Source organism: Pseudomonas sp. Teo4, from assembly GCF_034387475.1.
GTDB lineage: Bacteria > Pseudomonadota > Gammaproteobacteria > Pseudomonadales > Pseudomonadaceae > Aquipseudomonas.
Genome location: NZ_JAXCIL010000002.1, coordinates 573,790 through 585,996, shown reverse-complemented (window position 1 = coordinate 585,996; position 12,207 = coordinate 573,790). Strand labels below are relative to the sequence as shown.

Below are 12,207 nucleotides of genomic sequence, written 5' to 3'. Positions count from 1 at the left end.
ACCGCCATTCTAGGGTGAATGGGCGGATTTGTCTTGGCGGGGTGTGCCTTGGGTAGGGGACGGGCATAATGGCCAGCATGTCTCATATCCAGGATCGCCCGCATGACCCAGATCAGCGTTGAACGCAAGCACTCCCTCGGCCGCGAAGCCGCCCGCGCCAAGGCCGAAGCGCTGGTGGAAAAGCTGTCCCGCGAATACGACCTCAAGGCCAGCTGGAACGGTGACCGCGTCGACGTGACGCGCAGTGGTGCCAATGGCAGCGTGCATATCGGCGAGGACACCATTCGCGTCGAGCTGAAGCTGGGCATGATGCTGTCGATCATGGGCGCCAGCATCAAGAGCGAGATCGAGCGGGCGCTGGACAAAGCCCTGGCGTGATCGCCATGTGAGCGCGTAGCCCTCGAAGGTGGTGTATCCGTGTGGGAGCCGGCTTGCCGGCGATCACCGGCGCAACCGGTGCCATGCACCGAGTTGGCGGCACCACCGCTCACCTTAGGGTGAAGATTCTAATTTCCCTCCCTACCTTATGCTCAAGCCCAACCTCCATGGGCGGTTCCTCTCCACTCATGAGCAAGAGGTACAGAGCATGGCCAAAGTGAATGTGAAGAAAAAGGACGAAGCCTTGGGCACCCTGGGCGAAGTGCGCGGTTATGCGCGCAAGATCTGGCTGGCGGGCATCGGCGCCTACGCCCGGGTCGGTCAGGAAGGCTCCGACTACTTCAAGGAGCTGGTGAAGGCGGGTGAAGTCGTCGAGAAACGGGGCAAGAAAGCCATCGACAAAGAGCTCGACGCCGCCAACAACCAGATCGATGAAGCCGCCCAGGAAGTCAGCCGGGTACGTGGCAAGGTCGAAGTTCAACTCGACAAGATCGAAAAAGCCTTCGACGCACGTGTCGGTCGCGCCTTGAATCGTCTCGGCATTCCGTCTAAACATGACGTTGAGGCGTTGTCCATCAAGCTTGAACAGCTGCATGAGCTGCTCGAGCGCGTCGCGCACAAACCATAAGGAGAGCAGGATGGCTGGCAAGAAGAATTCCGACAAAGAAGGCAGCTCCTGGGTCGGCGGGATCGAGAAGTACTCCCGCAAGATCTGGCTGGCGGGGCTGGGTATCTATTCCAAGATCGATCAGGACGGCCCGAAACTGTTCGACTCGCTGGTGAAGGATGGCGAGAAGGCCGAGAAGCAGGCGAAGAAAACCGCTGAAGACGTGGCCGAAACCGCCAAGTCGTCGACCACTTCGCGCGTGTCTGGCGTGAAGGACCGTGCGTTGGGCAAATGGAGTGAACTCGAAGAGGCCTTCGACAAACGCCTGAACAGCGCCATCTCGCGCCTGGGCGTGCCGAGCCGCAACGAGATCAAGGCCCTGCACCAGCAAGTGGACAGCCTGACCAAGCAGATCGAGAAACTGACCGGCGCTTCGGTCACCCCGATCTCGTCCCGTAGCGCGGCCAGCAAGGCCACCGCCACCAAGACCGCGGCCAAGCCGCTGGCCAAGGCCACGGCCAAGCCTGCGGCGAAAACCGCTGCTGCCAAGCCTGCCGCCAAGCCTGCAGCAGCCAAGCCTGCAGCAGCCAAGCCTGCGGCGAAACCGGCCGCCAAGCCTGCGGCTGCCAAACCAGCTACGGCGAAAAAGCCTGCAGTGAAGAAGGCTCCGGCCAAGCCCGCAGTCGCCAAGGCCGCGGCACCGGTGGCCAGCGCCGCACCAGCCGCCACCCCGGCACTGGCGCCTACCGCCGCCCCGGCCAGCAGCACGCCGTCGGCACCGGTGACCACGGCTACCCTGGCCTGATACCGCGTCGCCCCGTTCGCGGGTAAACCCGCTCCCACAGGGATGGACTGCACATAGCCCTGTGGGAGCGGGTTCACCCGCGAAGGGCGCCCCGCCGAGGGTTAGGCTTCACCCCTCCAGATACCGCACCGCCAGCTGTTCCGCCGCCACCCTGGAAGGTGTCTCCAGATGTGGCGCCACCAGCATCATCACCTGATACACCACGATCCCCACATCGCCTTCCCGGCCCAGTACCCGCTGGTAATCCAGCGAACACATCAGGGTCAGGGTGATCTGTTCCACCAGTTGCCCCAGCGCCTGGGTCTCGCTGACGATCTGTCCCTGCGCCTTGAGGCTGGCCAGCAAGGCCGCGAGCGTGCGCTTGAGTGCATTGATCAGGCTGCGGATGCCACGGGCCAGTTTCGGCAGGCGCCCGATCAGGTTTGAAAGGTCTTGAAACAGAAAACGGTACTGGGCCATGCGCTCGACGATCAGGTGCAGAAACAGCCAATAGTCCTCGGCGTCCAGGCGCACATCCAGCGGTGGGTCCAGCAGTGGGATCAGTTCCTCTTCGAAGCGCTCGAAAAGGCCAATCACCAGCGGCTCCTTGCCATGGAAGTGGTAGTACAGGTTGCCTGGGCTGATACCCAGTTCGTTGGCGATCTCAAGGGTCGAGACGTTGGGTTCGCCCTGCTGGTTGAACAACTGCAGGGCGCATTCGAGGATACGGTCGCGGGTCTTCATCCGGTCTTGGTGCTCAACGTGCCAATACGTAACTGCCTGGCGCGGGGCCCAGCGGTGGATAAGTGCTGTTGCCCAGCTCCAGGCGCGGGGCCTTGAGCGGGCCGGAGCGCGGCGTGATCCATTCCAGCCACAGCGGCCACCAGCTGCCGTCGCTGCGCTTGGCTTCGTAGAACCAGGCGCGGGGGTCGCTGGACAGCTTCGGGTTGTCCAGGTAATAGGCCTTGGGGTTGTCGGGTGGGTTGATGATGCTCTGGATGTGCCCGCTGTTGGCGAGCACGAAGCGCCGGTCGCCACCGAGCAGCAGCGCGGAGCGATACACAGCGTCCCACGGGGTGATGTGGTCGTTGCTGCCGGCCACGGTGAAACTGTCGAGGTCGACCTGCTTGAGGTCGATGGGGGTGCCGCACACCTCCAGCCCGGCGGGGTGGGTCAGTGGGTTGTGCTTGAAGAAATCCAGCAGGTCGCCATGCAGCGCAGCGGGCAGGCGCGTGCTGTCGGCGTTCCAGTAGAGGATGTCGAAGGCGGGCGGGGTCTTGCCGAGCAGGTAGTTGTTGACCCAGTAGTTCCAGATCAGGTCGTTGGGCCGCATCCAGGCGAAAATACGCGCCACCTCGGCGCCGTCCAGAACGCCGCGCTGGTAGGAGCGGCGCTTGGCCGCCTCGATGGTCTGCTCGTCGGCGAACAGGCTGGCGGGGCTGTCGAACTTGCTGTCGAGCAGGCTGACCAGGTAGGTCGCGCTGCGGACCCGACGCAACTGGTGCTTGGCCTGCAGGTGGCCCTGCAGCGCGGCCATGGTCAAGCCGCCGGCGCAGGCGCCCATCAGGTTGGGGTCACGGTTGCCGCTGATGCTGCGGCAGGCATTGAGCGCTTCTTCCAGGGCCTGGACGTAGCTGGACAGCCCCCATTCGCGGTGGCGCGGGTCTGGGTTGCGCCAGCTGATCATGAACACCTGCAGCCCGCTCTTGAGCATGTACTGCACGAAGCTGTTGGTCGGCCCCAGGTCGAAAATGTAGAACTTGTTGATCTGCGGCGGCACCACCAGCAGTGGCCGGGCATGCTGCTTCTCGCTCATCGGTTTGTACTGGATCAACTCCAGCAGTTCATTGCGGAAAACCACGGCGCCTGGGGTGGCGGCCAGGTTGCCGCCGACTTCGAAGGCGCGTTCGTCCACCTGGCGTGGCAGGCCGTCGTTATGGCGCAGGTCGTCGAGCAGGTGGGCCACGCCACGTATCAGGCTTTGCCCGCCGGTGTTGAGCACTTCCTTGACTGCCAAGGGGTTGAGCAGGGAGTTGCTGGGCGCCAATGCGTCGTTGATCAGGGTGAACAGAAAATGTACCCGGGCCCGGTCATCGTCGGACAACGAACTGTCTTCGATCCACAGGCGGGTTTGCTTCTGCCAAGCCAGGTAGGCCTGCAGGCCACGGCTGTAAAGCGGGTTCTGGCTCCAGGTCGGGTCGCTGAAGCGGGAATCGCGAGGGCTGGGCTGTAAAGGCGTGTCACCGAGCATCACCCGGCCCAGCTGTCCACCCAAGGCCAGTAGATGGCGTGCGGTGTGCAGCGGGTTGCGCAGGCCATGACGCCCGACATGACGCAAGGTCGAAATCAGGTCGCGACCGCGCAGGCCGAGAATGGCGTTCTGCACATTCATGCTGGTGGCGGGGACGTGGATCGTCCCTCTTTCCGGTTTGTCTTTCATGCCAACACTCCCTCGTTGAACCGTTTACCTTCACGCCCGCACAAGCGAAAGCGCAGAGCGCTGCTCAGCCACCAGAGGCGGGCCGAGGATGCATGACTGCGCGTTGGCGTTCTTGCTGGAGGAATTTCATGATGATCGGGGCCACGGCGCCCGCCCGTGTAATCAGGAACAGGTGGCCATCGTCGATTATGTGTAGCTCGGCGTTGGGAATTCGCCAGGCCAGCAGGCGCATGTTGATCAGTGGGATCAACGGGTCATCGTCGCCTGCCAGCACCAGGGTCGGCTGGCTGATCTTGTGCAGCCAGTGGATGCTAGTCCAGCCAAGCCCGGCGAACAGTTGCCAGTAGTAGCCCATCTTGCCGCCGGAACGGACCTTGGACGCATGATGCATGGCCAGATCCGGGTCACGGCGAAAGCCACCACCGTAGATCATCGGTGCGATGCGGATCACATGGGACGGCTGGATGTAGCGCCTGGGGCTGGCCATCATCCACAGCACCTTGGGCTTGCCGGGCACCATCACTGCGCCCGCGGCAGTCGCCGCCAGCACCAGCTTCTTGCAGCGTTCGGGGTAGTCATGCGCGAACTGCTGGGCCAGCGCTCCGCCCCAGGACACACCGATGGCGTTGACCTGGCCATAGTCGAGGTAATCGAGCATGCGAGCGGTGAGCTTGGCCAGGCCAGGAAAGCGGTAGGGGCGCCGCGGGGTCGACGAGCCGCCGACACCGGGCACGTCGAAGGCGATGACTTCCAGGTCCGGGTCCAGGGCCTCGATGAACGGGAACACCAGCTCCAGGTTGGCGCCGATGCCATTGAAGATCAGCAACGGCGTCAGGTGCGGCTTGCCTGGCCGGACGGCGGTGCGGATGGACTGGTCGTCCAGTTCGACGGTCCTGAATATGTAGGGTGGCGGCATGCGCATGACTCTGTGGTGAAAGTAGCGCCGTGGCTCACCTTGCGGTGGCCACGGCGATGCAACTCAACGCTCGTGAACGTAGCTGCCTGGAGATGCCTCACCGGCCGCATAGGCCCGGTTGCCCAAGCGTGTCGGTGCTTTCTTCAGTTCGCCAGCGCGCTCGCCCAGCCAGTTTTGCCAGTGCAACCACCAGGAGTCGGCATGCTTGTCGGCGTTTTCCTGCCAGGCCAGCGGGTCGCCCGGGCGGTCGGCACCGGTCATGAAACGCGCCTTGGGGTTGCCCGGCGGGTTCAGAATGCTCTGGATGTGGCCGCTGTTGGACAGCACGAACTCGATCTTGCCGCCGAACAGGTGCGCCGAGCGGTAGCACGACTGCCAGGGGGTGATGTGGTCGGCGGTGCCGGCAACGCTGTAGATGTCGCACTGGACCTTCTTCAGGTCGATGGCCGTGCCGCACACTTCCAGCGCCTCGGGCCGGGTCAGCGGGTTGTTCTTGAACATTTCGATCAAGTCGCCGTGGAAGGCGGCTGGCAGGCGCGTGGTGTCGTTGTTCCAGAACAGGATGTCGAACACCGGAGGCTCGTTGCCCAGCAGGTAGTTGTTGACCCAGTAATTCCAGATCAGGTCGTTGGGGCGCATCCAGGCGAACACTTTGGCCATGTCGCTGCCTTCGAGTACCCCGGCCTGGTAGGAGTGGCGCTTGGCGGACTCCAGGGTCTGCTCGTCGACGAACAGTGCGACTTGGGTGTCGACGGTGGTGTCCAGCACACTGACCAACAACGTCAGGGCGTTGACCTTCTGCTCGCCGAGCGCGGCGTAATGGCCCACCAGCGCGGTGCAGGTGATGCCGCCGGAGCAGGCGCCGAGTATATTCAGGTCCTTGCTGCCGGTAATCGACAGCACTGCGTCCACCGCTTCCTTGAGGGCGTCGATGTAGGTCGACAGGCCCCATTCGCGCTGGGCCTTGGTCGGGTTGCGCCAGCTGATGATGAAGGTCTGCTGCTGCGAGCGCAGGCAGAAACGCGCCAGGCTCTTTTCCGGGCTCAGGTCGAAGACATAGAACTTGTTGATCTGTGGTGGCACCACCAGCAGCGGGCGACTGTGCACCTGCTCGGTGATCGGGCTGTACTGGATCAGCTCCAGCACGTCGTTGCGGTAGACCACCGCGCCTTCGCTGGTACCCAGGTTCTTGCCCACCTCGAACGCTTCCATGTTCACCTGGCTGGGCATGCCGCCATTGTGCACAAGGTCTTTGGCGAGGTTGGACAAGCCGTCCAGCAGGCTTTTGCCGCCGGTTTCGAAGAAGCGTTTGACCGCTGCCGGGTTGGACAGGGTATTGGTGGGCGCCATGGCCTCGGTCATCAGGTTGATGACGAACTGCCCGCGGCTGATGTCCTGCGGGGAGAGGTCGCTCTCGCCGATCCAGTCGTGCAGTTCCTTGCGCCAGGCAAGGTAGGTCTGCAGATAACGACGATACAGGGGGTTGTTGCTCCAGGCCGGGTCGGTGAAGCGACGGTCGTCGCTTTCCGGTTTCAGGGCGGATTTGCCCAGCAACACGTTTTTCAGTTCCAGGCCAAAGTGCGCTACGTGCTTGGCGCTGTGCAGCGGTTGGCGCATGGCCTGACGCAGCACAGTACGGGCAGAGCTCAGCAGGTCCTTGCGGCGGATGCCGATGACCGGGTTCAGCCCCAGGGTGTTTTCCGAGGCTTGCCGCTGCAACTCATCGTTGTTCTTGTTACTCATCTACGACGCTCCGTTGTCCTGAGACGCGTACCGGTTTCCATGACAGGTGCACGGAAGAAAGCCCGGTACTACTACTCGGGTGACCAGTGATAAGGAACAGCGGTACCGCGACCGGATGCGTGTCGGTGATGAGCTGCGGGGATTCTGCGTGTGAAGACAGCCTGCTTTCGCTCGCGACCTCTACAACAACCAGCCTCTCCCCCGAACGCACACATTGCGATGCAGGGAACTTGCCAGCTCCATTGGTTACCCGACTTTCATGTAATGCGCAAGACAACCCGTAGCGGGCTGTCAATTAGGCATTCAAGCAGATGAGATTAGAAAATGCGCTCTAATGCGTAGGACTATTGAGCTAGAGCATCAGCTTGACGACGGATTCTGCGGGGTCGCGAGATTTTCCGGCTTTGTGCAGGTCGTCGAGGTACTCGGCCCAGAGTTGCTCCTGGCGCAGGCACAGCTGCTCCAGATACTCCCAAGTGAACAATCCGCTGTCATGGCCATCGTCGAAGGTCAATTTCAGTGCATATTGTCCAGCCGGCTCCAAGCCGACCAAACCGACGTTGATCTTGCCAAATTGCAGGATGGGATTGCCGTGGCCCTGGACCTCGGCGGAGGGGGAGTGCACCCGCAGGAACTCGGCGGGCAGGTGGTAGACCTCTTCGGGGCCGTAGGTAAGGCTGAGGGTCTTGGAGGCTTTGTGCAGGTTGATGGCGGTGGGCAGGCGGGCCATGGGATGAATCTCTTGGGAGCTGATGGCGCTAGCTTCCAGCTTCCGGTGCAGGGATTCAAGGGCCCATTCGCGGGTAAACCCGCTCCCACAGGCTCGCCACAGTTTTTGCCACTGTGGTGATCCTGTGGGAGCGGGTTTACCCGCGAAGCAGCCGCAGCCAGTCTTACAGGATGTAGCGCGACAGGTCTTCGTTCTGTGCCAGCTCACCCAGGTGGCCGTTCACATAAGCCGCATCGATCTTGATCGGCGTCTCATCGTGAGTGCTGGCCAGGTCGCCAGCGCTGAACGACACCTCTTCGAGCAGGCGCTCAAGCAGGGTATGCAGGCGGCGGGCACCGATGTTTTCGGTCTTTTCGTTGACCTGATAGGCAATTTCGGCCAGGCGCTTGATGCCGTCGGCGGCGAACTCGATGTTCAGGCCTTCGGTTTTCAGCAGTGCGGCGTACTGCTCGGTCAGCGAGGCGTGCGGCTCTTGCAGGATGCGTTCGAAGTCTTCAGGCGTGAGCGCTTTGAGTTCCACGCGAATTGGCAGACGGCCTTGCAGCTCGGGCACCAGGTCGCTTGGCTTGCTCAGGTGGAACGCACCCGAAGCGATGAACAGGATGTGGTCGGTCTTGACCATCCCCAGCTTGGTATTGACGGTGCAGCCTTCGATCAGTGGCAACAGGTCGCGCTGCACACCCTCGCGGGATACATCGGCACCACCAACGTTGCCACGCTTGGCAACCTTGTCGATTTCGTCGATGAACACGATGCCGTGTTGTTCGACCGCTTCCAGGGCCTTGGCCTTGAGTTCTTCCTCGTTGACCAGACGGCTCGCTTCTTCGTCGCGAACCATCTTCAGCGCTTCCTTGACCTTGAGCTTGCGCGCCTTGCGCTTGCCCTTGCCCATGTTGGCGAACAGGCTTTGCAGCTGGTTGGTCATTTCTTCCATGCCGGGCGGCGCGGCAATCTCGACGCCCATGGACTCGGCCACTTCGATCTCGATTTCCTTGTCGTCCAGCTGGCCTTCGCGCAGGCGCTTGCGGAACAGTTGGCGGGTGTTGGAATCGGTGCTGGTCTGCGCGGCTTCTTCGGCGAAGCTGCTGACTCGGGCCTGTGGCAGCAGGGCATCGAGGATGCGGTCTTCGGCGGCATCTTCGGCGCGGTGGCGCACGCGGATGATTTCTTGCTCGCGCAGCATCTTCAGCGCGGCATCGGCCAGGTCGCGGATGATCGACTCGACATCACGGCCAACATAACCCACCTCGGTGAACTTGGTGGCTTCGACCTTGAGGAACGGTGCGTTGGCCAGCTTGGCCAGGCGACGGGCGATTTCGGTCTTGCCGACGCCGGTGGGGCCGATCATCAGGATGTTCTTCGGGGTCACCTCGGCACGCAGCTCGGCAGGCAGCTGCATGCGCCGCCAGCGGTTGCGCAGGGCGATGGCCACGGCGCGCTTGGCGTCGTCCTGGCCGATGATGTGGCGGTTGAGTTCGTGGACGATCTCGCGGGGGGTCATGGACATGATCAAAAATGGTCCTTGGACGGTGTGATCAGTGTGGAAAAGTCCCGCCATGGGCGGGACGCCAAAACAACTGATTACTCGGCCAGGTCCTGCTCCTCGATGGTCAGGTTGTGGTTGGTGAACACGCAGATATCGGCGGCGATGTTCAGGGCAGATTCGGCGATTTCGCGCGCCGAGAGGTCGGTCTTGTTCAGCAGGGCGCGGGCTGCGGCCTGGGCGTAGGCGCCGCCGGAACCCATGGCGATCAGGCCGTCTTCGGGTTCGACCACATCGCCGTTGCCGGTGATGATCAGGGAGGCATCCTTGTTGGCCACTGCCAGCATGGCTTCCAGGCGGCTCAGCGAGCGGTCGGTACGCCATTCCTTGGCCAGTTCTACGGCAGCACGGATCAGGTGGCCCTGGTGTTTTTCCAGTTGCCCCTCAAAGCGTTCGAACAGGGTGAAGGCATCGGCGGTGGCACCGGCGAAGCCTGCGATGACCTGGCCGTGGTACAGGCGACGGACCTTCTTGGCGTTGCCTTTCATCACGGTGTTGCCGAGGGATACCTGGCCGTCGCCGCCCATGACGACTTTGCCGTTACGGCGGACAGAAACGATGGTGGTCAAGGGGAGAGTCTCCACGCAGCGGGGCGAAAGTGCCTGATGCAGACTCATATGGGGGTGGGGGGAAGGATTTCAACCTTGGGGGATGAGTGGTTGTCGGTGGCTGTGCTGGCCCCATCGCCGGCAAGCCGGCTCCCACAGGAATACCACAGGCCGTTAGAGCAGTGGTTTCCCTGTGGGAGCCGGCTTGCCGGCGATGGGGCCCAGGGGCTTAATCAGGCCTCGTGGCAGACATGCCCATCGACCAAGGTATAACGTACCGCGCCTGGCAGGCAGTGGCCGATGAACGGGCAGTTCTCGCCACGGGAGAACCATTGCTCACCGGCAACCGTCGACGCTTCCGGGTCGAACAGCACCAGGTCGGCCGCGCCACCCACTTTCAGCTCGCCAGCCGGCAAGCGCAGGGCCGCAGCCGGGCCGCTGGTCAGTCGAGCCATCAGGGTCGGCAGGTCGAGCAAGCCATCCTCCACCAGTGTCATGGCCAGCGGCAACAACAGCTCGACGCTGCTGATGCCCGGTTCAGTGGCACCGAACGGGGCCAGCTTGGCGTCACGCTCGTGGGGCTGGTGATGGCTGGAGATCGCCTGGATCACGCCCGACTTCACCGCTTCGCGCAGGCCGTCGCGGTCGGCGGCGGTGCGCAGCGGTGGCTGCACGTGGTACAGGCTGGAGAAATCACGCAGCGACTCGTCGGTGAGAATCAGCTGGTACAACGCCACATCAGCGGTTACCGGAAGCCCCAGCTGCTGCGCCTGGGCGATCAGCCGTGCGCCACGGGCGCTGGTGATCTGGGTGAAGTGCGCACGCACGCCGGTCTGCTCGACCAACAGCAGGTTGCGCGCCAGGGCCACGGTTTCAGCGGTTTCCGGAATGCCAGGCAAACCAAGGAAGCTGGCCATGGCGCCTTCGTGAGCCAGCCCACCCTGGGCCAGGTCGCGGTCCTGGGAGTGGAACACCACCGTCAGGTCGAAGGTGGCGGCATACTCCAGGGCGCGGGCCAGGGTGCGGTTGTTGGGGATTTCCTTGAGGCCATTGCCGAACGCGACACAGCCGGTGTCGCGCAGGGCCACCAATTCGGCCAGCTGTTCGCCTTCCAGCCCCTTGGTCAGGGCGCCGATCGGGTAGACCTTGCTGTTGCCGGCCTCGCGGGCGCGGTCGAGAATCAGCTCGGCCACTGCCGAAGTGTCCAGTACCGGCTTGGTCTGCGGCGGGCAGCACAGGCTGGTCACGCCACCGGCCACGGCCGCACGGGTTTCACTGGCAATGTTGCCTTTGCGGCTGTAACCCGGTTCGCGCAGCGAAACGCCCAGGTCGACCAGGCCGGGCGCGGCGACCAGGCCGTCCGCCTGAATCGTGCGGCTGGCGCTGAAGCCCGCGGGGGCTGCGCCGATAGCGGCGATGCGACCACCGTCCAGGTGCAGGTCGGTGATCTGGTCCAGGCCGGTCTTGGGATCGATGACCCGGGCGCCAAGAATACTGATGGTCACTGGGCGTTCTCCTGGTCGAATTGACGTTGCGCGTTCTGCCCGCTCATGGCCATGGACAGCACGGCCATGCGCACGGCGATACCGTAGGTGACCTGGTTGAGAATCACCGAGTGCTTGCCGTCGGCCACCGCCGACTCGATCTCCACACCACGGTTGATCGGCCCCGGGTGCATGACGATGGCGTCGGGCTTGGCGCCGGCCAGGCGGGCGGTGGTCAGGCCGAACAGGCGGTAGAACTCGCCTTCGCTGGGCAACAGGCCGCCGGCCATGCGCTCACGTTGCAGGCGCAGCATGATCACCACGTCGACATCTTTCAGGCCTTCGGCCAGGTCGGTGTAGACCTTCACGCCGTATTGCTCGATGCCGATCGGAATCAGGGTTTTCGGGCCGATGACGCGGATGTCCGGGCAGCCCAGGGCCTTGAGCGCCAGCATGTCCGAGCGGGCCACGCGCGAGTGCAGGATATCGCCGACGATGGCGACCGACAGGTTCTCGAAGCTGCCTTTGTGGCGACGGATGGTCAGCATGTCGAGCATGCCCTGGGTCGGGTGCGCATGGCGGCCATCACCGCCGTTGATCACCGCGACATCCGGGCACACGTGCTCGGCGATGAAGTGCGCGGCACCGGAGTCGGAGTGGCGCACGACGAACATGTCGGCGGCCATGGCCTCAAGGTTGCGCAGGGTGTCGAACAGGGTTTCGCCCTTGCTGGTCGAGGATGTCGACACGTTGAGGCTGATCACATCCGCCGACAGGCGCTGGGCAGCCAGTTCGAAGGTGGTGCGGGTACGGGTGGAGTTCTCGAAGAACACGTTGCACACGGTCTTGCCGCGCAGCAACGGGACTTTCTTGACGGCCCGGGCGCCGACTTCCAGGAAGGAGTCGGCGGTGTCGAGGATCTCGGTGAGCAGTTCGCGGGGCAAACCGTCGAGCGAGAGGAAGTGGCGCAGCTGGCCCTGATCATTGAGCTGCAGCGGGCGCTTGGCGTCGATTGGCGTCATCGCGGGGGACTC

The 12,207-nt window shown here is 63.3% G+C and carries 12 protein-coding genes; 3 read left to right on the top strand and 9 right to left on the bottom strand.

The annotated features are described in order from the left end of the window. Positions 1-102 precede the first annotated feature (102 nt). From PspTeo4_RS19020 to PspTeo4_RS19010, 3 genes are all read left to right on the top strand, one after another. A complete protein-coding gene (locus PspTeo4_RS19020) occupies positions 103-378 on the top strand; it encodes a polyhydroxyalkanoic acid system family protein (RefSeq protein ID WP_322365460.1) in 276 nt (91 codons plus the stop codon). Between the two features lie 208 nt (positions 379-586). Beyond that, positions 587-1,006 (top strand): phasin family protein, encoded by a 420-nt coding sequence (locus PspTeo4_RS19015; protein ID WP_322365459.1) that lies wholly within the window; start codon positions 587-589, stop codon positions 1,004-1,006. Between the two features lie 10 nt (positions 1,007-1,016). Then, positions 1,017-1,790 carry a phasin family protein gene (locus PspTeo4_RS19010; RefSeq protein WP_322365458.1) on the top strand — a complete coding sequence of 258 codons (774 nt, stop codon included), beginning with the start codon at positions 1,017-1,019 and terminating at the stop codon, positions 1,788-1,790. Between the two features lie 108 nt (positions 1,791-1,898). Here PspTeo4_RS19010 and PspTeo4_RS19005 read toward each other — a convergent pair whose 3' ends face one another. The 9 genes from PspTeo4_RS19005 to PspTeo4_RS18965 all read right to left on the bottom strand — a co-directional run bounded on the left by PspTeo4_RS19005 (position 1,899) and on the right by PspTeo4_RS18965 (position 12,195). After that, the gene (locus PspTeo4_RS19005) at positions 1,899-2,513 is read right to left on the bottom strand and encodes a TetR/AcrR family transcriptional regulator (RefSeq protein WP_322365457.1); all 615 of its coding nucleotides are present in this window, start codon (positions 2,511-2,513) and stop codon (positions 1,899-1,901) included. A gap of 13 nt (positions 2,514-2,526) precedes the next feature. Next, positions 2,527-4,209 (bottom strand): class II poly(R)-hydroxyalkanoic acid synthase, encoded by a 1,683-nt coding sequence (gene phaC, locus PspTeo4_RS19000; RefSeq protein WP_322365456.1) that lies wholly within the window; start codon positions 4,207-4,209, stop codon positions 2,527-2,529. A gap of 64 nt (positions 4,210-4,273) precedes the next feature. Continuing rightward, on the bottom strand, positions 4,274-5,125 hold the full coding sequence (gene phaZ / locus PspTeo4_RS18995) for a poly(3-hydroxyalkanoate) depolymerase (protein ID WP_322365455.1): 852 nt from the start codon (positions 5,123-5,125) through the stop codon (positions 4,274-4,276). Between the two features lie 63 nt (positions 5,126-5,188). Further along, positions 5,189-6,868 carry a class II poly(R)-hydroxyalkanoic acid synthase gene (gene phaC / locus PspTeo4_RS18990; protein WP_322365454.1) on the bottom strand — a complete coding sequence of 560 codons (1,680 nt, stop codon included), beginning with the start codon at positions 6,866-6,868 and terminating at the stop codon, positions 5,189-5,191. A 352-nt stretch (positions 6,869-7,220) separates the two neighbouring features. Beyond that, on the bottom strand, positions 7,221-7,598 hold the full coding sequence (locus PspTeo4_RS18985) for a DUF971 domain-containing protein (protein WP_322365453.1): 378 nt from the start codon (positions 7,596-7,598) through the stop codon (positions 7,221-7,223). Between the two features lie 163 nt (positions 7,599-7,761). After that, the gene (gene hslU, locus PspTeo4_RS18980) at positions 7,762-9,105 is read right to left on the bottom strand and encodes an ATP-dependent protease ATPase subunit HslU (RefSeq protein WP_322365452.1); all 1,344 of its coding nucleotides are present in this window, start codon (positions 9,103-9,105) and stop codon (positions 7,762-7,764) included. A gap of 74 nt (positions 9,106-9,179) precedes the next feature. Beyond that, positions 9,180-9,710: an ATP-dependent protease subunit HslV gene (hslV, locus tag PspTeo4_RS18975; RefSeq protein ID WP_322365451.1), complete on the bottom strand. Its 531-nt coding sequence runs from the start codon at positions 9,708-9,710 to the stop codon at positions 9,180-9,182. Positions 9,711-9,922: 212 nt separating this feature from the next. After that, positions 9,923-11,194 carry a dihydroorotase gene (locus PspTeo4_RS18970; RefSeq protein WP_322365450.1) on the bottom strand — a complete coding sequence of 424 codons (1,272 nt, stop codon included), beginning with the start codon at positions 11,192-11,194 and terminating at the stop codon, positions 9,923-9,925. Then, positions 11,191-12,195, bottom strand: coding sequence for an aspartate carbamoyltransferase catalytic subunit (locus PspTeo4_RS18965; RefSeq protein ID WP_008099987.1), 1,005 nt, complete (start codon positions 12,193-12,195; stop codon positions 11,191-11,193). Before PspTeo4_RS18965 ends, PspTeo4_RS18970 begins: the two co-directional genes overlap by 4 nt. Positions 12,196-12,207: the final 12 nt, after the last annotated feature.

Bases quoted from the DNA above. Each gene is read 5' to 3' on its own strand.
- hslU (WP_322365452.1), bottom strand. From the start codon at position 9,105: ATGTCCATGACCCCCCGCGAGATCGTCCACGAACTCAACCGCCACATC.
- PspTeo4_RS18965 (WP_008099987.1), bottom strand. From the start codon at position 12,195: ATGACGCCAATCGACGCCAAGCGCCCGCTGCAGCTCAATGATCAGGGC.
- PspTeo4_RS19010 (WP_322365458.1), top strand. From the start codon at position 1,017: ATGGCTGGCAAGAAGAATTCCGACAAAGAAGGCAGCTCCTGGGTCGGC.
- PspTeo4_RS18985 (WP_322365453.1), bottom strand. From the start codon at position 7,598: ATGGCCCGCCTGCCCACCGCCATCAACCTGCACAAAGCCTCCAAGACC.
- phaC (WP_322365456.1), bottom strand. From the start codon at position 4,209: ATGAAAGACAAACCGGAAAGAGGGACGATCCACGTCCCCGCCACCAGC.
- phaC (WP_322365454.1), bottom strand. From the start codon at position 6,868: ATGAGTAACAAGAACAACGATGAGTTGCAGCGGCAAGCCTCGGAAAAC.
- PspTeo4_RS19020 (WP_322365460.1), top strand. From the start codon at position 103: ATGACCCAGATCAGCGTTGAACGCAAGCACTCCCTCGGCCGCGAAGCC.
- phaZ (WP_322365455.1), bottom strand. From the start codon at position 5,125: ATGCCGCCACCCTACATATTCAGGACCGTCGAACTGGACGACCAGTCC.
- PspTeo4_RS19015 (WP_322365459.1), top strand. From the start codon at position 587: ATGGCCAAAGTGAATGTGAAGAAAAAGGACGAAGCCTTGGGCACCCTG.
- PspTeo4_RS19005 (WP_322365457.1), bottom strand. From the start codon at position 2,513: ATGAAGACCCGCGACCGTATCCTCGAATGCGCCCTGCAGTTGTTCAAC.